We start from the raw sequence: 21,885 nt of genomic DNA, 5'->3' as shown, positions 1-21,885 counted from the left end.
ATAACCCCGGCCACCGCCGGGGTTGTTTACTGATGCAGATGACTCAGTAATTCATTGATATACTCCGGAACCAGTCTGGTCGCCGGTCCGTAATGACACTCCGCAAATTCGTTATTTACCTGGCTTGGCTCAAGGTTGAGTTCAACCGTATGCGCCCCCTGTAATGTCGCTTCATGGACAAAACCGGCCGCCGGATACACATGCCCGGAAGTGCCTATTGCTATAAAGATATTCGCTTCGGCAATCGCCTGGTAAATTCTTTCCATGTCGAGAGGCATTTCACCGAACCAGACAATATGCGGACGCAGGGGTGAAGGAAACTGGCAACAGGTACAGCGTTCGTCAGCGCCGATATCACCGGTACGGGTAACCACCTGGCCGCTCTCCTGGCAGCGTACTTTCAACAGTTCACCATGCATATGTATAATACGCTGGCTGCCTGCTCGTTCATGCAGATTATCAATGTTCTGAGTCACCAGCAGCAGATTATCCCCGAGCACAGCTTCCAGTCTGGCAAGGGCCAGATGGGCATTATTCGGGGCGATTTCCGGGGCATGTAATTGTTGCCTTCGCTGATTATAAAATTCCTGAACCTGGCGGGGCGCGCGACGGAACCCTTCGGGTGTCGCCACATCTTCAACCTTATGATTTTCCCACAGACCGTCGCTGGCACGGAAAGTCTGGATCCCTGACTCGGCGGAAATTCCCGCCCCGGTCAGGATAACCACTTTAGGCAAGCGGTTCTTCGCCATGTTCTGCTGCTCCCGATCACATTCAAAGATAGACTGCCGGTGACGCTGATGCAGTTTGCGTTTATGTTTCCTGTAACGGGCAATCCGGACACGACGCCGCGGTGTGCGCATAAAAATCCCTCTGGTACTCTTTACTGATAATTTACGGCGTCAGTCTGGCCGGTAATTTCATATACCAGACGCAGCATGAGCCGGCAAAACTCCGGCCGGGCGGGATCTGCCTGTGCCCGGCACTACTCACTTACCGGGGAAAGGATAACAGTTTTCTTTATGACTCTGAACCACCCATCCATGACAGAGCTTTACATAGCATGATTTTTAGCGACGCGATCCGCAGCCGGCAACTCTGCCCTGTGCAGCAGAAAGCATAACCCCGCAGGGAAAATGACGGCTATCGCGGATGAAACAGAAGGACATCAATCGCCCGGTCTGGGGCAGAAATTAACCGGCAGGCCGGAAAGCTCCGACCGGCCGGTGTCAGCAGATTACTGTCCGCTCAGCACCCGGGCAGGGTCTATCCGGCTGGCTCGACGGGCAGGGTACCAGCTGGCAAGCAGAGTGAGTACTATTGCGGTAGCCAGTACCGACCAGACATCCAGCCAGTGCAGTTCTGACGGCAGAAAATCAATAAAATAGATATCTCCCGACAGAAAATGATGACCGGTCATTTTTTCGATGCTGCGGATAATCGCGGTCAGATTAAGAGCCCCCAGCACCCCCGCAATCACGCCGAGAATACTGCCCGCCATACCCGCCAGCAGGCCATACCAGACAAAAACAGTGCGGATCAGTTTATCGTCCGCACCGAGGGTTCGCAGCACTGCAATATCACTGCTCTTGTCTTTCACCGCCATCACTAGGGTTGAAACAATATTGAAGCAGGCTACACCTATCACCAGGATCATCGCCAGATACATAATGGCACGGATCATCTGAATATCGTGATACATATAGCCATAAGTACTGATCCAGTTACGAATATAGACATAACTGTGGGTCACTTCCCCGGCCGCCCTGACAACTTTTACGGCGCGGAACGGGTCTGTCATTTTCAGCGCAATCCCTGTCACACTGCTTCCCATACCCAGATACTGCTGTGCATCGGCCAGCGGTACCAGCGCCAGACTATGATCAAGCATACCGCTGAGTTGCAGGATTCCCTCAACCTGCAGACGAATACGCCGCGGTTGCAGCAGCCGGTTCTGACCATCATTGTTCGGGATCATGATGGTTATCCAGTCGCCCTTTTTCACCGACAGGCTTTTAGCAATGCCGCCGCCGAGGATAATCTGTTGTTTTCCGGCACCAAACTCAGCCCAGGCATTATCCTGTACAAAGTGTGGCAGTGCACTCAGACGGGGCTCCTGCTGCGGGTCGACCCCTTTAACTGTCAGTGCCTGCAGTTTGCTGGCACTTTCCACCAGCCCGGTGAAATTGATATAAGGTGCGGCGGCGGCTACTCCGGGGACTTTTTCTATCGGAGTGATCAGCTGTTGCCACTGGCTGAACGGCTGGTTAACCGGTTCAATCTCCCCGTGGGGGACAACACTGAGGATCCGCTCATTCAGCTGACGCTCAAAACCGTTCATCGCACTCAGTCCGATGATCAGTACCGCGACCCCGAGCGCAATACCCACCGTCGAAATCACCGAAATCAGCGACACCATACCACCACGACGACGCCCGCGGCTAAAACGCAACGCCAGCTGCAGGGATAACGGACCCATCATCACAACGCTCCTGTCAGTGTCACTTCCGCCGTTAACTGTCCGTCACGCATTTCCATCTGCCGGTTCAGACGTTTTGCCAGTGCCAGGTCGTGGGTGACCACCAGAAACGCCGTGCCCTGCATCTGATTCAGCTCTCCCAGCAGTTTAAAAATCGCATCAGCATTCCGTGCATCCAGATTTCCTGTCGGTTCATCGGCCATCACCAGACTGGGCCGGTTAACCAGTGCCCGTGCAATAGCGACCCGCTGACGTTCACCACCGGATAATTCAGCAGGACGGTGGGCCGCTCTGGCCTTCAGACCAACAGCATCAAGCATTTCGCCGGCCTGTTGTAACGCTTCACGGCTATTTCTTTTGCCAATCAGCAACGGCATCGCCACATTCTCCAGGGCGGAGAAGTCCGGTAACAGATGGTGAAACTGGTAAATAAAACCCAGTTCACGGTTACGCAGTTCAGCTTTCGCCGCCGATGACATCTGATTCAGTGACTGCCCTTTAAACAGCACATCACCGGAAGTTGGCGAGTCCAGACCGCCCAGTAAATGCAGCAGAGTACTCTTTCCTGAACCGGAACTGCCGACAATTGCCGTCATTTCGCCGGGTTGCAGGGTGAAAGAGACATTTTTCAATACATCGGTCTGTACGCTGCCTTCCTGATAGCGTTTGCATAGCTGCTCACATTGCAGAAGTAACGGATTATTCATAACGTAATGCCTCGGCGGGTTGAACGGCGGCAGCGCGCCATGAAGGATAGAGGGTCGCCAGTAATGCAACAATCATTGCGATAACCGCAATTGACACCACCTGCAGCGGATTAATATCTACCGGCAATGCGGCCCCGTCCAGAAACAGACCCAGCACCGGCAACAAATGGTTCAGCTGGCTGGCCAGTACTACACCGCCCAAAGTCCCCAGTAAAGCACCGGCCATACCGGCACTGGCTCCCTGAACCATAAATACGGCCATAATCTGACCATGGGTCAGTCCCAGGGTTTGCAGAATCGCGACTTCGCCCTGTTTTTCCATAATCAGCAGCCCGAGAGACGTCACGATATTAAATGCAGCAACGGCAACGATCAGGCTCAGCAACAGACCCATCATATTTTTTTCCATCCGGACGGCCTGGAATAAGTCGCCTTTGCGTTCACGCCAGTCTTTCCACTGTAACCCCGGGGCGAGGGTTTGCTGGCTGAGGCTGTCAACATCCAGCGGGTGATCCAGCCATAAACGCCAGCCGGTAATATTGCCCTGCGGATAATGCATCACGCGGGATGCATCCTGCTGGTTGACCAGAATCTGATAACTGTCCACTTCACTGTCTGCCGCATAGGTTCCGGCCACGGTGAAAATACGTTCACTCGGCACACGGCCAACCGGGGTAAACTGGCTGACGGAGGGTACCATCAGACGCAGGGTATCCCCCGTATGCACCCCCAGCTGGCTGGCCAGTTGTTCGCCCAGGATAACGCGGTAACTGCCGGGCTGAAGCTTGCTGGCGGATCCGTTAATCAGATAAGGCAACAGCGGATCTTTTTCATCAGGATTAATTCCCAGCATAACGGCCACCGATACACTGCGGGCACTTTGCAGCACGACATCCGCGGTGGTCAGAGGGGCTATCCGTGCTACCCCTTGCAGATCAAGGCTGTCTGCCGGTATTTGTTGCGGGTTAATACTGCCGCTGTCACTGGTCACCAGCGCCTGAGGCATAAGCCCGAGAATATTTCCCTCCAGTTGCCGCTCAAAACCATTCATTACCGACAGTACAGTCACTAATGCCAGTACCCCCAGCGTAATGCCAATCGCAGAGAGCCAGGAAACAAAACGACCAAAACGGTCAGATGCACGGCCACGCATATAACGCAGACCAATAAACAGAGCTACGGGTTGGTACATGAAATCGGTCCCGGACGGTTGCCTGAAATTCAGTAACCGGATGATAAAGGAGCCAGCCGGTGAAGGAAACCTTTGCGCAGATGATTGACGGGTAAAGTTATCTGATAACAGCAGGTAATGGCGAAAAAACAGCCGGCAGTGCCTGTTTTTTCGCCGCGCCGGGTTGAAAAAAGGCCGCCATGAACATAATTTGCTTTAATCCTTTAATAAAAAGGAAAATTCGTCACGGCAGATGATCCATAAGTATTTATGTGAAATCATAGCCGTCTGGAAAATTCGGAGAGAATGATCATCCCCCATGTCAGATAAGACAAATTACTCCCTGCCAGTCAATGCCGGCGACCACCGCCAACTGGGCCAGCTGACAGGTGCCGCGATGGCTGCCGGATGCGCAGAGATTGCAGAACGCCATTCAGGTCCGTTACTTTTAATTACCAGTGATATGCAGTCAGCTCTGCATTTACAGGATGAAATCCGCCAGTTTACGGCCCTGCCTGTCAGTCATTTGCCTGACTGGGAAACCCTTCCCTATGACAGTTTCTCTCCTCATCAGGATATTATTTCGGCCAGGTTATCAACCCTGTACCACTTGCCATCAATGGAGCGCGGGATACTGATCCTGCCGGTCAATACACTGATGCAACGGGTCTGCCCTCATCCGTTTCTGCAAGGCCACGCGTTGTTAATGAAACGTGGTCAGAAAGTATCCCGCGACCTGTTACGTGAACAGCTTGACCAGGCAGGCTACCGTCATGTTGATCAGGTGATGGAGCACGGGGAATATGCTATCCGCGGTGCCTTACTTGACCTGTTCCCGATGGGCAGTGAGCAGCCTTACCGGATAGACTTTTTTGATGACGAAATTGACAGCCTGCGTTTGTTTGATGTTGACAGCCAGCGGACACTGGATGCTGTCGCGGCCATCAGTCTGTTGCCGGCCCATGAATTCCCCACCGATAAACAGTCGATTGAACTGTTCCGCAGCCAGTGGCGTGAACATTTTGATGTGTTACGTGACCCCGGCCATATCTACCAGCAGGTCAGTAAAGGGTCGTTACCGACGGGTATTGAATACTGGCAGCCACTGTTTTTTTCGACGCCGCTACAGCCACTGTTCGACTATCTTCCGGTCAATACCCTGCTGCTGAGCAGCTGTGATATCAAAACTGCCGGTGATCGTTTCTGGCAGGATACACAGCAACGCTATCAAAACCGGCGGGTCGACCCTTTGCGGCCCCTGCTGCCTCCGGACAGCCTGTGGCTGGCACCGGACCCCCTGATGTCTGCACTGAAAAACTGGCCGCTGATCCGTTTATCTGCCACGGAATTACCCGAAAAAGCGGCGAATACTAATCTCAGTTACCGCCCGTTACCGGATATCCGGCTGCAGTCACAGGCGAAAAATCCGCTGGAGGCATTGCGCAAGTTTTGCGAAACATTCGAGGGGGCGATTGTCTTCTCCGTGGAAAGCCAGGGCCGTCGCGAACGACTGCAGGAACAGCTGAGTAAAATTAAAATCCGTCCGGCAGAAATCACCAAACTCAGTCAGGCCGGGGAGAGTGGCTACTTTCTGATGACCGGCCCTGCCGAACACGGTTTTATCGACCATGCCCGCGGGCTGGCACTGATTTGTGAAACGGACTTACTCGGCGAACGGGTGGCCCGTCGACGTCAGGATAACCGTAAAACGATCAACCCGGACGTACTGATCCGCAACCTTGCCGAACTGCACCCGGGCCAGCCGGTAGTGCACCTGGAACACGGTGTTGGCCGGTATGCCGGGCTGACCACCCTGGAAACCGGCGGTGTCAAAGCCGAATATCTGATGCTCACCTACGCCGGTGACGCCAGCCTGTATGTCCCGGTGTCTTCTCTGCACCTGATCAGCCGTTATGCCGGCGGAGCCGAAGAAAATGCGCCGCTGCACCGTCTGGGCAGCGACAGCTGGAACCGGGCACGACAAAAAGCCGCAGGAAAAGTACGTGATGTCGCCGCAGAGTTGCTGGATATCTATGCCCAGCGGGCGGCAAAACACGGTTACGCCTTTCAGCATAACCGTGATATGTATCAGAAGTTTTGTGAGAGTTTCCCCTACGATACGACCCCGGACCAGGCACAGGCAATTAATGCTGTGCTGAGTGATATGTGCCAGCCGTTAGCCATGGATCGTCTGGTGTGTGGTGATGTCGGCTTCGGTAAAACTGAAGTGGCAATGCGTGCGGCTTTTCTGGCGGTAGAAAACCACAAACAAGTCGCCGTGCTAGTGCCGACCACTCTGCTGGCACAACAGCATTTCGATAATTTCCGTGACCGCTTTGCCGACTGGCCTGTTCGTATTGAAATGCTGTCCCGGTTCCGTACCACCAAAGAGCAAAATCAGGTCCTGCGCGACGCCGCAGAGGGCAAAGTGGATATTCTGATCGGTACCCATAAGTTACTGATGAGTGACCTGCAATGGCATGACCTGGGGCTGCTGATCGTTGATGAAGAACACCGCTTCGGGGTACGGCATAAAGAACGGATCAAATCAATGCGGGCCGATGTTGATATTCTGACATTAACCGCTACCCCGATCCCGCGAACGCTGAATATGGCGATGAGCGGCATGCGTGATTTGTCCATTATTGCCACCCCGCCCGCCCGGCGGCTGGCGGTGAAAACCTTTGTCCGTGAATATGATGAGCTGGTGGTTCGTGAGGCCATTCTCAGGGAAACTCTGCGGGGCGGACAGGTCTATTATCTCTATAACGACGTCGAGAATATCAGCAAAGCCGCAGAACGTCTGGCAACCCTGGTCCCTGAGGCCAGAATCGGCATAGGCCACGGACAAATGCGCGAGCGGGAACTGGAACGGGTGATGAATGATTTCCATCATCAGCGTTTTAATGTGCTGGTCTGTACCACCATCATTGAAACCGGAATCGACATCCCAAGTGCCAATACTATTATTATTGAACGCGCTGACCATTTTGGTCTGGCACAGTTGCATCAGTTACGCGGACGTGTCGGACGCTCCCATCATCAGGCCTATGCCTGGTTACTGACCCCGCACCCGAAAGCCATGACGACCGACGCCGCTAAGCGGCTGGAGGCCATCGCTTCTCTGGAAGATCTGGGAGCCGGATTTGCACTGGCAACCCATGATCTGGAAATTCGCGGTGCCGGGGAGCTGCTGGGTGAAGGTCAGAGCGGTCAGATGGAGACCCTTGGTTTTACCCTGTATATGGAACTGCTGGAAAATGCCGTCGAAGCATTAAAAGCAGGCCGTGAACCTTCTCTGGAAGATTTAACCAGCCAGCAAACGGAGGTCGAATTACGTATGCCGTCATTGCTGCCGGATGATTATATGCCGGACGTCAATACGCGCCTCTCTTTCTATAAAAGGATCGCCAGTGCTGCCAGCGAAAGCGAAATCGAGGAACTCAGGGTGGAGTTAATCGACCGTTTCGGACTGTTGCCGGATCCGGCCCGAAATTTACTGGATATCGCCCTGCTGCGTCTGCAGGCCGGCAGTATCGGTATCCGGAAAATCGAAGCCAGTGAGAAAGGCGGCTATATTGAGTTTGCCGAAAAGAATCACGTCGATCCCCTGTGGCTGATCGGCTTATTACAGAGTGATCCTCAGCACTGGAAGCTGGAAGGCCCGGTAAAACTGCGCTTCAGTGTGGATTTGGCAGAAAGGAAACAGCGTATTGAATGGGTCACCCGGCTGCTGCAACAGATGCAGGAGCACCGGGTCTGAACCAGACCTCCCTCGCAGATGCGGGGGAGGTCTGCTGAATATCAGCTGCCGGCAGTACCGATAACCAGCTGACCATTATTATCCAGCGGAATACGTTCGCCGGGGGCTTTATCCATCCGGATTTTCCCCTGTTGATCGCCTATTTTATAGGTAACATCATAACCGAGCGTTTTTTCCTGTTTGTCATACACCGTTTTACACTGCTGATGAGTGGTGGTGTAAGTATCACGGTTCTGTAACCCTTCCTGTGCCTGGTTGCCGGCATAGCCCCCCGCCAGCGCCCCGGCGACCGTAGCCACGCTGCGCCCGCGTCCGCCACCAAACTGATGCCCCAGCACACCACCGGCGACAGCGCCGAGTAATGAACCTGTCAGCCGGTTTTCATCCTGAACCGCACGGCGATGGACCACACTGACATCATGACACTCCTGACGCGGATTTTTAGTCACTTCACGGATCGGCGTAGCAGAAAGCACTTGCGCGTATTCCGGCCCGCGGTGCAATACATTCACCCCTGCCACTGACGCAATACCCAGTGCCGCAACAATCCCTATACCTACGCCTGCTACTAATGATTTATTCACAGGTTTCCTCCTGATTGATCTGATAACCACGCACCAGCCATTGCCTGCCAGTGACTGACTGATGGCATGCGTGCCTCGTTTGGTGGCGGCAGTGTCGCAAAAGCCGGTTTCAGGGACTATCAGACAAATGGAAAAAAAACACTGAACATGATCCTGAAGGGTATTTTGAGAAGCTTCTTAGAAATCCCCGGCAGGATCATCGCCGGGGATGGGGACAAAAACTCAGTGCAGTTTCAGTTTTGGTCTGATAACACGATTAATACTGCCGGACAGCATCATCAGTAAGGTTTTGAAATAGCCATGCAGGGCAATCTGGTGCATACGATACAGTGAAATATACACCATCCGCGCAATCCGCCCTTCCACCATCATCGAGCCACGCATCAGGTTCCCCATCAGGCTGCCGACCGTGGAAAAACGTGACAGAGAAACCAGAGAACCGTGATCTTTATAGATATAAGCTTGCTGTGCTTTACCTTTACGGCGGGCCAGAATATTGTGCAGTACACAGGAAGCCATCTGATGGGCTGACTGGGCGCGCGGAGGCACAAAACCGCCTTCCGGTAACGCGCAGGATGCACAGTCACCGATCGCATAAATATCCTGATCGCGGGTGGTCTGCAGTTCAGGGGTTACCACCAGCTGGTTAATCCGGTTGGTTTCCAGCCCGCCAATATCTTTGATAAAGTCCGGGGCTTTGATACCTGCAGCCCATACCATCAGGTCGGCATTGATCAGTTCACCGGATTTAGTGTGTAACCCTTCAGGATCAGCACTGGTCACCATGGTGCGGGTCAGAACCCTGACACCCAGTTTGGTCAGCTCCAGCTCGGCAGCCGCTGAAATACGGGCCGGTAACGCCGGCAGGATACGTTCCCCGGCTTCCACCAGTGTCACATTCAGGGCATCATTATTCAGTGATTCGTAGCCATAACTGTGCAATTCTTTTACGGCATTATACAGCTCTGCCGACAATTCGACCCCGGTTGCGCCACCACCGACAATCGCGATATTCACTTTCTGCTGTGGCTGCTGGCCGGAAGTATATTTGAGGAACAGATTGAGCATTTCGTTATGGAAACGCCGCGCCTGATGGGGATTATCGAGGAAAATACAGTTATCTTTTACGCCAGGCGTCCCGAAATCGTTAGAAGAACTGCCCAGCGCCATCACCAGGGTATCATAGCCAAGGCTGCGTTCCGGGACTAACAGATTACCCTGTTCATCGCGGATTTCGGCCAGCCGCAGGGTTTTGGTATCACGATCGATATCCGTCAGGGTCCCCAGCTGGAACCGGAAATGGTGATTGCGGGCATGAGCCAGATAACTCAGTGCATCAATACCTTCATCCATCGAACCGGCAGCAATTTCATGCAGTAATGGCTTCCATAAGTGAGTCTGATTACGATCCACCAGTGTAATCTCAGCTTTCTTATGTTTGCCAAGTTTGTTGCCCAGTTGAGTTGCCAGTTCCAGACCGCCAGCACCGCCACCCACTATGATTATTTTTTGCACAGAAGTAGTCAACCAAACCCCCTGATTTATGAGCTGATAGTTAACAAAAGGTTAATATAACCTTTGCTAACATAGGGTTATACTCGATAAAGAGTCACTGATTTGAGAATAACACGTCAGGGTAATCTGTTCCTATTAAAATGATCCGGATCAAACTGGCAGCAGGCGGGGAAAATTTCCGATCAACAATACGGGCATAATACCCATAAGCAGTGGAGTGGTATAAAAACTATAACCAATAAGATATTTAAATATTTACTGCCCCTCTGCCGGAACGCTCTGGCAGAGGGGAGCGTGATTAACCTGCCCGTTTTTTCTCCAGCCAGGACTGTTGTAATTGCGGTAACTGACGCTGATTGTCTTTCCAGCGGCGATGTTGTTGCAGGCGGGAATATCCCTTCTGCCCATGATGATACAGCCGGGTCAGGCGTTCTGCCTGCGACAACGGAAGATTATCCAGAATACTGATCACCCCTGCACGGTTGTTACATGCCAGAATGACATCGCACCCGGCAGATAACGACTGCTGTGCACGTTCAGTATAGCTGCCCATGATCGCTGCACCTTCCATCGACAGGTCATCTGAAAAAATAACCCCGCCGAACCCCAGTTCCTGACGTAAAACAGTTTTCAGCCAGTAGGGAGAGCCGCTGGCGGGTAACGGATCCAGTGCCGGATAGACCACATGGGCAGGCATTACCGCATCCAGCTGTTGTTCGCGGATCAGCTGACTGAAAATCGCCATATCCTGTTCGCGTAAGGTTTCAGCATCACGTAAATCTATCGGTGTTTCTTTATGGGAATCAGCCTGAACCGCACCGTGTCCCGGGAAGTGCTTGCCGGTGGTTTTCATCCCTGCTTCATGCATGCCGGCAATAAACTGCGCGGCAACCGGCAGGGCAATTCCCGGATTATCATGAAAAGAACGATCACCGATAGCTGCACTGATATGTCCGATATCCAGTACCGGGGCAAAACTGATATCAATATCCAGTGCGGTCATTTCAGCAGCCATCTGCCAGCCAGCTTCTCTGGCCCATTCTCCGGCTTGCTGCAGGCTGTCAGCCAGTGCCGCAAATGACTGCATCGCCGGCAGTTCAGTAAATCCGTCCCTGAAGCGCTGTACCCTGCCCCCTTCCTGATCCACTGCCACCACCAGCCGCGTATGAGATGCAGCCCGAATCTGGCGTACCAGTTCCGCCAGTTGTGAAGGATCATGATAGTTACGGCTGAACAGGATCACACCACCGGTCAGAGGGTGGTGCAGTAATTCGCGTTCTTCGCTGTCCAGCTCATAGCCTTCCACATCCAGCATCAGCGGGCCGGGGAGAGATGTTGTCATAGTGCAGTCCCTGTATCCCTGCTCGACAGCAGGGGTTAGAAAGTTATAAATCTTGCCAGCTCTGACGGGCAAGTGTGTTCATCTGCGGGCTGGCCGTTTGTTCTGCACGCAACTGATACCAGCAGGCCATCAGTAACTTCAGCCATGGTTTCCAGCGCTGTACCTGACGTTGCAGCAGCTGCCGATCCACAGCCGCAGCCTGTGCATAGGCGGTTATCCAGCGCATTTCATATTGTGGATCATTCAGACAAATAATTGCCAGATCAATGGCTATATCGCCATCTGCAGCATATTCCCAGTCAATAAAATGGCAGCCTTCACGGTCCGAAAGCAGGTTACCCGCATGGATATCCATATGCAGCGGTGCCAGCCGTAATGGTGCCGGCTCACCCCGCAACTGTAAACGCTGCCAGTGTTTCAGCCAGTGGTGGGTCCGCTGCCGGCACAGCTGCCAGTACTGCTCCAGTAATACAGATACCGATACCGGGTAGCCGGTCAGTGGCTGCCGGTGCAGATGTAACAGCGTCCGGCAGATTTGCCGGTATTGCTGCGAAAACTGCTGCGGGCTGAACACTTCCCCCGGCTGCCAGGCTGATAATAACCAGCGGGAATTCACCCCCAGCGGGGCCGCCACCAGCCCCGAGGCTGACAGTTTTTTAAGGATCCGGTATTCACGCCGGCGATTGACGAAAGGCAGCGGCTGTAACGGCTGCTGACGAGCCACCAGCGTTGCCGAAGGCAGAATCACCTTTACTGAATGGCCACTCAGCCCGGGCAACGGAAAAAAACAACCGGCAGAAAATTCTGCCGGTTGGTATTGTCGGACAAGCTGTAACAGCGAGGGATCAGTCAGTGACGCTGGCACTGCCGGTCCAGACGATTTCGCCGGTCTGCACCAGCATCAGTTGCATTTGTAACTGTGGTGCTTTGGCATCTCCGCGGGCAGTACTGTACAACACATACTGTGCATTCAGATTACGCGCCAGGCCTATCGCTTTACCCCGTGAATTAAGGCTGTCTTGCGGGGACAGCCCCAGTGCCTGTTTGGCCTGGCTGAGTTGTTCGGCTGTAATCAGGGTAAACTTGCTGTTGCTCTGCAATGCATTATGAATAGCAAGGTCGGCATTAGCGCTCTGAATAGCGCCGTTGGTATTGTTTTTCAGGCGGTCCACCAGTAAAACACTGCCCGGGGTGATTCCGGGAGTATTCATCATTTTATTTACCAGCGGCGGAATACTGCCCTGCCAGTCAATCGTTTTGAGTTTCGGTGGTTCAGGGACCGGCTGAGGCTGGCTCATCGGCGGCGGCGTTGTCTGCTGAGGAGCTCCGATCGGCGCAGGTTGTACCGGTTGCGGAGCCTGTTCCACCGGAGCCGGTTTCTGTGACTGATTAACCATACAACCCGATAAAACAAACGCAAAAAACAACGGAATACTGAATTTTATGCTGCGAATCACTTGAACATCCTCAGAGATAAAGGGACACACGTACCTGACTTGCACTCAGATTTCCTGACCAGGACACTGCCTCACGGCTCTGGTGTGCAGGCACAACCACGGTTTCAGCTGTCTGTTCCGGCAGAATTTCCAGTCCTTTGTCATCATACCAAAAATAACGATAGTGCAGCGTTACCGGGACGTCACGATCATTATACAAAATAACGGTGGCTTTTTGCTGACCACTGTCACTTCTGACCACCGGTCCGTCGGTAGTAATACCGGCAGACAACACATCGGATTCCATGACCAGAGGCTGTGAAATACTGATCTGTGGCTGGCTGCTGCTACAGGCGGACAGTAACAACAACAAAGGAATAGACAATACAGCAAGGCGCATCTGAGCTCTCCGCAACATTACCGGGATAACATCGGCCCCAGCGCACGGCCACCGACCAGATGCATATGGATATGATAAACTTCCTGCCCGCCATGCCGGTTGCAGTTAATGATTAAACGATAACCGTCTTCATCAATACCTTCCTGCTTGGCAATCTTCGCTGCCACTGTCATCATCCTGCCCAGTGCCGGTTCATGTTCGGCACTCAGGTCGTTAACCGTGGGGATTAACTGGTTAGGGATAATCAGAATATGGGCAGGTGCCTGTGGCGAAATATCACGAAATGCTGTGACCAGTTCGTCCTGGTAGACGATATCTGCAGGGATTTCCCGACGGATGATTTTACTGAAAATAGTTTCTTCGGCCATACGCTAAATTCCTGATTGTTTTTGGTGCCGTATCAGACTGCGGGTTCGCGGCTTAACCATAAGGTGCCACAGAATCCGGGATAAGTAATTGTGTGACTTTACATTATTCATTCAGCAGAAGGCCATCAAAATGTGATGACCTGACTGCCGGCCCGGGCTTTTCTGGTGCTTTATCCCGGGTCACGGGGGATGTTATCTTCGGCCCGGCCTGTGCGGGCGACGATTTCCCCCCCTGAACCGCCGGATTATTTCCGCACACAGCATCCCTGCGGTTTCCGGCCGCGCTTAAACATCAGGCACCCAGTTGTTCCATCGGAATATGAAATAGTTGACAGAAGTTAGCGGTGGTCTGTTGTGCCAGGGTTTCAATATCGACCCCTTTCAGTTCCGCAATAAAATCGGCGACATCGCGGGTAAATGCCGGCTGATTTTGTTTGCCGCGGTGCGGTACAGGGGCAAGGTAAGGCGAATCCGTCTCAACCAGAATCCGGTCCAGTGGCACATAACGCGCAGCTTCACGTAACTGTTCCGCATTGCGGAAAGTCACAATCCCGGAAAATGAAATAAAGAAGCCCATATCCAGTAATCTGGCTGCAGTTTCTTTGTCTTCCGTGAAGCAATGCAGCACACCGCCACACTCTTCGACTTTTTCTTCACGTAACAGCGCCAGGGTATCTTCCCGCGCATCACGGGTATGAACGATAACCGGTTTATTTAACTGCCGGCCAACGCGGATATGCTGCCGGAAAGACTGCTGCTGTTGCTGCTGCTGTGCAGCTTCTTTCTGGTAAAAATAGTCCAGTCCGGTTTCCCCGAGTGCCACAACACGCGGGTCAGATGCCAGTTCCAGCAACGTTGCCTGTTCATAAGGCTGTTCCATATTTAACGGATGTACGCCGCATGACAGCGCTATCTCCGGGCGATCACTGACCAGTGCTTTTAGCCCGCTAAAACCCTGCAGAGTCGTTGCCACGGCCAGCATAAACCGGACATCACGCCCGGCGGCTTTATTGATAACATCGTCCAGATTACGGTGCTCATTTTCATAATCCAGACAATCAAGGTGACAATGGGAATCGACTAAAAACATAATTTACTCTCTGCTTATTCAAAACTCAGTCAGCCCGCCCGGAACATCTGTTCCCAGTCGAGCAAAGCTTCGGTGACTAACAATTCATGATTTACGGCGGGGGTTTCCAGGAGATGGTGACGGCACTGCATCCACCGTGAAAGGCTTTGATGTAAGGCCGGTAAGCTGATTATTTCTGCCAGCCTGGCGACCAGTGGCTGTTGATCAATATTGGTTATCCAGCGCAGGTTCTGTTGGTGATATTTCACACTGTCCAGCAACAGTGCCATCAGCCAGTGGATCCGTAACGCCACGTCCTCATGGTTTAGCAGCGGCAGTAATGCCAGGCAGTTATCCGGCAGTGAAGTCCCCAGCCCCTGGCACAATTTACTGCGTTGCTCCCACTGATTTCCGGTAAACATCTCCAGAGCCGCCGCAGGGGCACCCCCCGCCAACCGTAAGGCTGTCAGCAAATTATCCTGCGGTTGTGAAGTTTGCGCAGCCAGCCATTGCAGACTGTGCTGTTCAGCGGGCACCGGTAGCGTCAGGGTCATACATCGGCTGCGCAGCGTGGCCGGTAATGCTGAAGGCTGCCGGGAACACAGGAAAAACCAGCAATCCGCCGGCGGCTCTTCCAGTGTTTTCAACAGGGCATTGGCTGCGGCTTCGGTCAGTTGTTCGGCATACGGAATATAAATAACCTTTGCGCCTCCCTGCTGAGCAAAATGATAAAGCTTATCCGTCACCTGGCGGATAGCGTCCACCCCCAGGGAAGACTTACCTTTCTCGGCAGTTAACGAATACCAGTCAGGGTGATTATGAGCAGTCATTAACTGACAGCCGTGGCACTGACCACAGCTTTTTACACCTGCCGGCTGGCTGCACATCAGCCAGCGAGAAACGCCCCATACCAGCGCGCTGTCACCCATTCCCGGCAAGGCCTGAATCAGCAGCGCATGATGTCCGCGGCCAGCCTGGTGCTGACTGATGATATTTTTATAAGTGCTGTTCAGCCACGGATACCATTCCATCAGCGGTTTTCCGCCAGCCAGCGACCGAGAGTTTCCGTCAGCGCCGCACTGACCTGTTGTGGTGTGCCGTTGGCATCAATCGTCAGGATTGTCGAATCTTCAGCGGCAATTTGCAGATAACGGGCACGGGTACGATGGAAAAAATCCAGTGACTCCTGTTCAATACGATCAAGCTCGCCACGACTGCGGGCACGGGCCAGACCCGTCTCCGGCGCAACATCAAGATACAGGGTAAGATCAGGTTTAAAATCACCCAGTACCGCCTGACGTAACGTATTCATCAGCTGGTCATCAAAGCCGCGCCCGCCGCCCTGATAAGCGCGTGAAGAGAGATCATGCCGGTCGCCTATCACCCATGCCCCGCGGCTGAGTGCCGGTTTGATCACTGTGTCGACTAACTGAACTCTGGCGGCGTACAGCATCAGTAATTCGGCTTTGTCCGTGACCTGCTCACCACTGACGCCCTGTTTTATCAGGGTCCGCAGTTTTTCAGCCAGCGGCGTACCGCCCGGCTCTCGGGTAAATACGACATCAGTAATCCCCTGTTGTTGCAGGACCTCCAGCAGTCGTTCACGGGCGGTGGTTTTCCCCGCTCCTTCCAGCCCTTCAATAACAATAAATTTACTTTTCATTGGTCGTTTTCTTTTCCTGTACTTCCCTGGCCTGACGGCTGTCTGGCGCTTTATCTTGCAGGGTGCGCCACGCCTGTACTGCACGGTTATGGGCAGCCAGCGTACTACTGAAGGTATGCCCGCCACTGCCATTGGCTACAAAATACAAATAGTTACTGGTAACCGGATGCGCGGCAGCCAGTAATGATGCTTTACCGGGGATAGCAATCGGCCCCGGCGGCAGTGCCGGGATCACATATGTATTATAAGCCGTGGGGGTTTCAAGATCCTTGCGAGTCAGTGTTCCGCGATAAAGATCACCCATACCATAAATCACCGTCGGGTCAGTCTGTAATTTCATTCCCAGCCGTAGGCGGTTAACGAACACAGACGCGATTTTTTCCCGCTCATCGCTTAATGCTGTCTCTTTTTCGATAATTGAAGCCATCGTCAGCAGCTGATTCTTGTCCTTGTAAGGCAGATCCGTCGCACGGCCTTCCCATACCTGATCAACCAGTTTTACCATCCGCTGATGAGCACGGGTCAGTAAAGAAACATCGCTCATATGGGCGGTATACAGGTAAGTATCCGGATAAAACCAGCCTTCAGGATCTTTCTCCGGCAATTTCAGGGCTGCAGCCACGCTGGAAAGCTGGTCATCAGTCAGTTCATGGCGCAGGTAAGGGGCATTGCGCAGCACGTTCAGCCATTCACTCAGCCGCTGACCATCAATAAAACGAACCGGAAATTGTGCTTCCTTACCGCTGGCCAGTAGCTCGAGTAATCCGCGGACCGTCATTCCCGGTTCCAGCCGGTAGGTACCGGCTTTAAAGCTGGCCAGCTGCGGTTCGGCTTTCAGTAACCAGCTAAACCAGACGCTGTCACGCATAATATGTTGTTGCTGTAACTGCTGTTCCAGCCCCAGCCGTCCGGTACCCGCAGGCAGGGTATAAATCGTTTGCTGTGAAATCAGCAGCGGTGATTCTGCCAGTTGCCGGATCTTCCAGAGCCCTCCGCCAATGACAGCAGCGCTGATAACCGCTAAAGACAGTATAAATTTTATTTTTTTCTGCATGCTTAACCTGGTGTGTTACAGATGTCTGAAAGTCTGCGCGTCAGTGCCCCGGCATGATAAGTACGGTCATCAATCCTGATAACCGGAACCACCGGCATTAACGAATTACAGATAAATATTTCGTCAGCAGCCTGCAATATGCTGGCATCTTCGGCTACCGTCTGACAAGCATATCCCTGCTCTGCCAGAATACGAATAAGATAACGCCGCATTGTACCGTCCACACCGGCAGCGTCCACCCGCGGGGTAAATAATTCTTCGCCACAGCGCCAGAAAATATTGGCCGTACAGCATTCAACAATCCTTCCCTGATAATCCAGCACCAGTGCTTCATCGACACCGGCACGGTCAATAAACTGGCGGATCATTACCTGCTCCAGACGGTTAAGATGTTTAATACCAGCCAGTGCCGGATTAAGTCCTAAACGTAACGGCGAAGTCGCCAGCGTAATGCCATTAATACGCCAGTCGTCATAATGCAGCGGGTAATCAGTCACAGAAATAATACGTCGTGGCTGCTGACAGCCGGCAGCAGAATATCCCCGCCCGCCCGACCCCCGGCTGATAACAACTTTCAGCACAGCGCGTTTTTTATCCCGCGCCAGCACCGACATTTCCTGTGCCATTTGCTGCCAGTCTGTGCAGGGAATATCCAGCCGTTCACAGGCCTCACGCAGTCTTTGCAGGTGATCCCCGAGGCGCAGCACCTGACCATGGCTGATCAGTGCCGTAGTAAAACAGCCGTCACCGAACTGTAGCCCGCGGTCATTTGCCGGTACGCTGTCAGATTGCGTACCATTAATCAGCATCATCTTCCTCTCCTTATGCTTAGCAGCCGCCGGGGGATGACTGAACAGATTACCCCGTCCCACACGGGTAAAAAAAAGGCCCGCTTAGCGGGCCTGACTGAATAACCGACGGATCAGATTTTACGGAAAATCACCGAGCCGTTGGTGCCACCGAAACCGAATGAATTACATAATACGTATTCCATTCCCTTCACCTGGCGGGCAGTATGAGGCACGAAGTCCAGATCGCAGCCTTCATCCGGATTATCCAGATTGATGGTCGGTGGTATTGCCTGATCCCGCAAAGCAAGGACCGAGAAAATTGATTCCACAGCCCCGGCGGCACCCAACAGGTGACCAGTCATCGACTTAGTGGAACTTACCATCACATTGTCAGCCACGGAACCAAACACTGACTTCACAGCCTGAGCTTCAGCTTTATCACCTGCCGGGGTAGAAGTACCGTGTGCATTGATATAACTAATCTGCTCTGCTGCCAGTCCGGCATCACGCAAGGCATTAACCATTGCCTGAGCAGCCCCGGCACCGTTTTCCGGTGGTGAAGTCATGTGGTAGGCATCGCTGCTCATACCAAAACCAACTAATTCAGCATAGATTTTTGCGCCACGCTTTTTCGCATGTTCGTACTCTTCAAGCACCACGATCCCGGCGCCATCACCCAGTACAAAACCGTCACGACCTTTATCCCACGGGCGGCTTGCACCCTGCGGGTCATCGTTACGGGTCGAAAGCGCCCTGGCAGCACCAAAGCCACCGACACCCAGCGGGGTACTGGCTTTTTCTGCGCCGCCCGCCAGCATGACATCTGCATCATCATAGGCAATCATTCGGGCCGCATGACCAATATTGTGCACCCCTGAAGTACAGGCAGTGGCAATACTGATACTCGGACCTTTCAGGCCATACATAATGGTCAGATGTCCGGCCACCATATTTACAATGGTCGACGGGACGAAAAAAGGACTAATTTTACGCGGACCGCCTTTGGCTAACGAAGCATAGTTGTCTTCAATTAAGCCCAGACCGCCAATACCGGAACCGATAGCTGCGCCGATACGCGGGGCATTTTCTTCAGTGACAACCAGACCTGAGTCCTGCATCGCCTGAGCGCCCGCCGCTATTCCATACTGAATGAAGATATCCATTTTGCGTTGTTCTTTACGCGAGATGATATCGTCACAATTAAAATCTTTGACCAGACCGGCAAACTGTGTTGCATAGGCACTGGCATCAAAGTGGTCAATCATGCTGATGCCGCTCTGACCGGCAAGGAGAGCACTCCAGGTAGACTCTACGGTATTGCCGACAGGAGACAGCATGCCAAGACCAGTCACAACTACACGACGCTTAGACACGTTACTCCTCCAGGGAGGGGGATAAAAACAACACTAAGTGGGGCGGACATAAAACTCAGGCGGTCGAATGACCGCCTGATAATATTCATTAGCCCTGGTGGCTATTGATGTAGTCGATCGCTGCCTGAACGGTAGTGATTTTTTCAGCTTCTTCGTCTGGAATCTCAGTATCAAACTCTTCTTCCAGAGCCATCACCAGCTCAACGGTGTCAAGAGAATCGGCACCCAGGTCTTCTACGAAAGAAGCAGAGTTGATCACTTCATCTTCTTTAACACCCAGCTGCTCAGCAATGATTTTCTTAACGCGTTGTTCGATATCGCTCATACTATTTAATTTCCTATCAAAACTCGCTTTCGCGACGGTTTTCGTAGTGTATAAAATGTTGAAAAAGATGCAACTAAAACCAGTCTGGTCTAACCACGATTTGCTATATTTTGCATTTTATTGCACAAAAAAAGCAAATAAATTTCGCAGTTATCAGACCATGTACATTCCGCCATTGACATGGAGGGTTTCACCAGTGATGTAACCCGCCTCATCAGAGGACAAAAATGCAACCGCATTAGCAATATCCCCGGGGCCACCCAGACGGCCCGCAGGAACTTCTGCTAATATACCGGCACGCTGCTCTTCATTTAGTGCTCGCGTCATGTCCGTCTCAATAAAGCCCGGAGCCACAACGTTTACCGTAATACCACGTGACGCAACTTCGCGCGCCAGTGATTTGCTAAAACCAATCAAACCCGCTTTTGCTGCCGCGTAGTTTGCCTGGCCCGCATTACCCATTGTTCCAACAACTGAACCAATGGTAATGATCCTTCCGCTGCGTTTTTTCATCATAGCACGCAATACGGCTTTAGACAGTCTGAACACAGAGGTCAGATTAGTCTCCATGATATCCTGCCATTCGTCATCTTTCATACGCATTAACAGATTATCACGGGTAACCCCGGCATTATTCACCAAAATATCAATTTCGCCAAATTCTGCACGGATGTTTTTTAATACTGACTCGACAGAATCGACATCAGTCACGTTCAGGGCCATACCCTTACCGTGGGTTCCGAGATAAGCACTGATATCAGCAGCACCTTTATCACTGGTGGCGGTACCGATAACTGTTGCACCATGGGCAGCCAGTTTCTCAGCGATTGCTTTACCAATTCCACGGCTCGCACCGGTGACCAGCGCAATTTTACCATTGAAGTCCATGATTATCCTCTTATTCTTGTGTCAGGGCCGCATTTAACGACGCTGCATCATTCACTGCTACCGCAGTCAATGAGTCGGCAATGCGCTTAGTCAGCCCGGTCAGTACTTTACCAGGCCCCGCTTCCACCAACTGGCTGACGCCACGGGAAGCAATAAATTGCACGCTCTCGGTCCAGCGGACCGGGCTGTAAAGCTGACGAACCAGCGCATCACGGATAGCCGCTGGTTGTTGTTCACATTGTACATCGACATTATTAACTACCGGCAGTTGCGGGGTATTAAATGTCAGTTCTTCCAGCGCAACTGCCAGTTTATCGGCGGCCGGCTTCATTAGAGCACAGTGTGACGGTACGCTGACCGGCAGGGGCAGTGCACGTTTTGCACCGGCAGCTTTACAGGCAACACCGGCACGTTCAACCGCTTCTTTATTACCGGCAATAACTACCTGGCCGGGTGAATTAAAGTTTACCGGAGAAACAACCTGGCCCTGAGCACTTTCTTCACAGACTTTACGGATAGCATCATCATCCAGGCCAATGATCGCCTGCATGGCGCCGGTTCCCTCAGGAACGGCTTCCTGCATCAGTTTACCGCGTAATTCGACCAGACGTACGGCGTCAGCAAAATCCAGCACGCCGGCACAGACCAGTGCGGAATACTCACCCAGGCTGTGTCCTGCCAGCAGTTCAGGTGTTTTACCGCCCTGCTGTATCCAGACACGATAAATAGCCACTGACGCGGCCAGCAATGCCGGCTGTGTCTGCCAGGTTTTATTCAGTTCCTCAGCAGGTCCCTGCTGGACCAATTGCCATAAGTCATAACCCAGTGCAGCGGAGGCCTCAGCAAACGTCTCCTGCACTAACGGAAAGTGTTCCGCCAGGTCAGCCAGCATGCCAACGGTCTGTGAACCCTGACCAGGGAATACAATTGCAAATTGTGTCATTTCCAGTTCCTGTC

21 protein-coding genes are annotated in these 21,885 nt (G+C 52.8%); 1 reads left to right on the top strand and 20 read right to left on the bottom strand.

What is annotated here, in order from left to right; translation table 11 throughout:
- Positions 1–26 precede the first annotated feature (26 nt).
- The 4 genes from cobB to lolC all read right to left on the bottom strand — a co-directional run bounded on the left by cobB (position 27) and on the right by lolC (position 4,378).
- A complete protein-coding gene (gene cobB, locus JK211_RS11130) occupies positions 27–863 on the bottom strand; it encodes a Sir2 family NAD+-dependent deacetylase (protein ID WP_212708748.1) in 837 nt (278 codons plus the stop codon).
- A gap of 374 nt (positions 864–1,237) precedes the next feature.
- Complete coding sequence (gene lolE, locus JK211_RS11125; protein WP_212708747.1) at positions 1,238–2,482, bottom strand: lipoprotein-releasing ABC transporter permease subunit LolE; 1,245 nt, start codon at positions 2,480–2,482, stop codon at positions 1,238–1,240.
- A complete protein-coding gene (gene lolD / locus JK211_RS11120) occupies positions 2,482–3,186 on the bottom strand; it encodes a lipoprotein-releasing ABC transporter ATP-binding protein LolD (RefSeq protein WP_212708746.1) in 705 nt (234 codons plus the stop codon). The genes lolE and lolD overlap by 1 nt, the downstream gene beginning before the upstream one ends.
- The gene (gene lolC / locus JK211_RS11115) at positions 3,179–4,378 is read right to left on the bottom strand and encodes a lipoprotein-releasing ABC transporter permease subunit LolC (RefSeq protein ID WP_212708745.1); all 1,200 of its coding nucleotides are present in this window, start codon (positions 4,376–4,378) and stop codon (positions 3,179–3,181) included. The genes lolD and lolC overlap by 8 nt, the downstream gene beginning before the upstream one ends.
- Positions 4,379–4,676: 298 nt before the next feature.
- Between lolC and mfd the strand changes: the two genes are divergently transcribed.
- Positions 4,677–8,120, top strand: a complete 3,444-nt coding sequence (gene mfd / locus JK211_RS11110) for a transcription-repair coupling factor (RefSeq protein ID WP_212708744.1) — start codon at positions 4,677–4,679, stop codon at positions 8,118–8,120.
- A 41-nt stretch (positions 8,121–8,161) separates the two neighbouring features.
- Here mfd and JK211_RS11105 read toward each other — a convergent pair whose 3' ends face one another.
- From JK211_RS11105 to fabD, 16 genes are all read right to left on the bottom strand, one after another.
- Positions 8,162–8,704, bottom strand: a complete 543-nt coding sequence (locus tag JK211_RS11105) for a glycine zipper 2TM domain-containing protein (RefSeq protein WP_212708743.1) — start codon at positions 8,702–8,704, stop codon at positions 8,162–8,164.
- 222 nt (positions 8,705–8,926) lie between these two features.
- Entirely contained in the window at positions 8,927–10,231 is a 1,305-nt protein-coding gene (locus JK211_RS11100; protein WP_212708742.1) for an NAD(P)/FAD-dependent oxidoreductase, read from the bottom strand.
- Positions 10,232–10,517: 286 nt separating this feature from the next.
- Entirely contained in the window at positions 10,518–11,561 is a 1,044-nt protein-coding gene (gene nagZ, locus JK211_RS11095) for a beta-N-acetylhexosaminidase (RefSeq protein ID WP_212708741.1), read from the bottom strand.
- A 43-nt stretch (positions 11,562–11,604) separates the two neighbouring features.
- Positions 11,605–12,426, bottom strand: coding sequence for a thiamine kinase (gene thiK, locus JK211_RS11090; RefSeq protein WP_343876814.1), 822 nt, complete (start codon positions 12,424–12,426; stop codon positions 11,605–11,607).
- Positions 12,407–13,018 carry a penicillin-binding protein activator LpoB gene (lpoB, locus tag JK211_RS11085; RefSeq protein WP_212708740.1) on the bottom strand — a complete coding sequence of 204 codons (612 nt, stop codon included), beginning with the start codon at positions 13,016–13,018 and terminating at the stop codon, positions 12,407–12,409. The genes thiK and lpoB overlap by 20 nt, the downstream gene beginning before the upstream one ends.
- A gap of 10 nt (positions 13,019–13,028) precedes the next feature.
- Positions 13,029–13,397, bottom strand: a complete 369-nt coding sequence (locus JK211_RS11080) for a YcfL family protein (protein WP_212708739.1) — start codon at positions 13,395–13,397, stop codon at positions 13,029–13,031.
- Positions 13,398–13,414: 17 nt separating this feature from the next.
- Positions 13,415–13,765, bottom strand: a complete 351-nt coding sequence (gene hinT / locus JK211_RS11075) for a purine nucleoside phosphoramidase (protein ID WP_212708738.1) — start codon at positions 13,763–13,765, stop codon at positions 13,415–13,417.
- A 292-nt stretch (positions 13,766–14,057) separates the two neighbouring features.
- On the bottom strand, positions 14,058–14,855 hold the full coding sequence (locus tag JK211_RS11070) for a metal-dependent hydrolase (RefSeq protein WP_212708737.1): 798 nt from the start codon (positions 14,853–14,855) through the stop codon (positions 14,058–14,060).
- Between the two features lie 29 nt (positions 14,856–14,884).
- Positions 14,885–15,865: a DNA polymerase III subunit delta' gene (holB, locus tag JK211_RS11065; RefSeq protein WP_212708736.1), complete on the bottom strand. Its 981-nt coding sequence runs from the start codon at positions 15,863–15,865 to the stop codon at positions 14,885–14,887.
- Positions 15,865–16,497, bottom strand: coding sequence for a dTMP kinase (tmk, locus tag JK211_RS11060; RefSeq protein WP_212708735.1), 633 nt, complete (start codon positions 16,495–16,497; stop codon positions 15,865–15,867). Before tmk ends, holB begins: the two co-directional genes overlap by 1 nt.
- Positions 16,487–17,551, bottom strand: a complete 1,065-nt coding sequence (gene mltG / locus JK211_RS11055) for an endolytic transglycosylase MltG (RefSeq protein WP_212708734.1) — start codon at positions 17,549–17,551, stop codon at positions 16,487–16,489. Before mltG ends, tmk begins: the two co-directional genes overlap by 11 nt.
- Positions 17,552–17,553: 2 nt before the next feature.
- Positions 17,554–18,363, bottom strand: coding sequence for an aminodeoxychorismate lyase (pabC, locus tag JK211_RS11050; protein ID WP_212708733.1), 810 nt, complete (start codon positions 18,361–18,363; stop codon positions 17,554–17,556).
- A 110-nt stretch (positions 18,364–18,473) separates the two neighbouring features.
- Entirely contained in the window at positions 18,474–19,715 is a 1,242-nt protein-coding gene (fabF, locus tag JK211_RS11045) for a beta-ketoacyl-ACP synthase II (protein WP_212708732.1), read from the bottom strand.
- Positions 19,716–19,803: 88 nt separating this feature from the next.
- On the bottom strand, positions 19,804–20,040 hold the full coding sequence (gene acpP / locus JK211_RS11040) for an acyl carrier protein (protein WP_028685983.1): 237 nt from the start codon (positions 20,038–20,040) through the stop codon (positions 19,804–19,806).
- 153 nt (positions 20,041–20,193) lie between these two features.
- Positions 20,194–20,928, bottom strand: coding sequence for a 3-oxoacyl-ACP reductase FabG (gene fabG / locus JK211_RS11035; RefSeq protein ID WP_212708731.1), 735 nt, complete (start codon positions 20,926–20,928; stop codon positions 20,194–20,196).
- A 10-nt stretch (positions 20,929–20,938) separates the two neighbouring features.
- Positions 20,939–21,871, bottom strand: a complete 933-nt coding sequence (gene fabD, locus JK211_RS11030) for an ACP S-malonyltransferase (protein ID WP_212708730.1) — start codon at positions 21,869–21,871, stop codon at positions 20,939–20,941.
- Positions 21,872–21,885: the final 14 nt, after the last annotated feature.

This window comes from Tatumella sp. JGM130 (assembly GCF_018257525.1).
Lineage (GTDB): Bacteria > Pseudomonadota > Gammaproteobacteria > Enterobacterales > Enterobacteriaceae > Tatumella > Tatumella punctata.
Note: the sequence above shows the minus strand (reverse complement) of the source record. Positions and strands in the feature narration are given on the sequence as shown.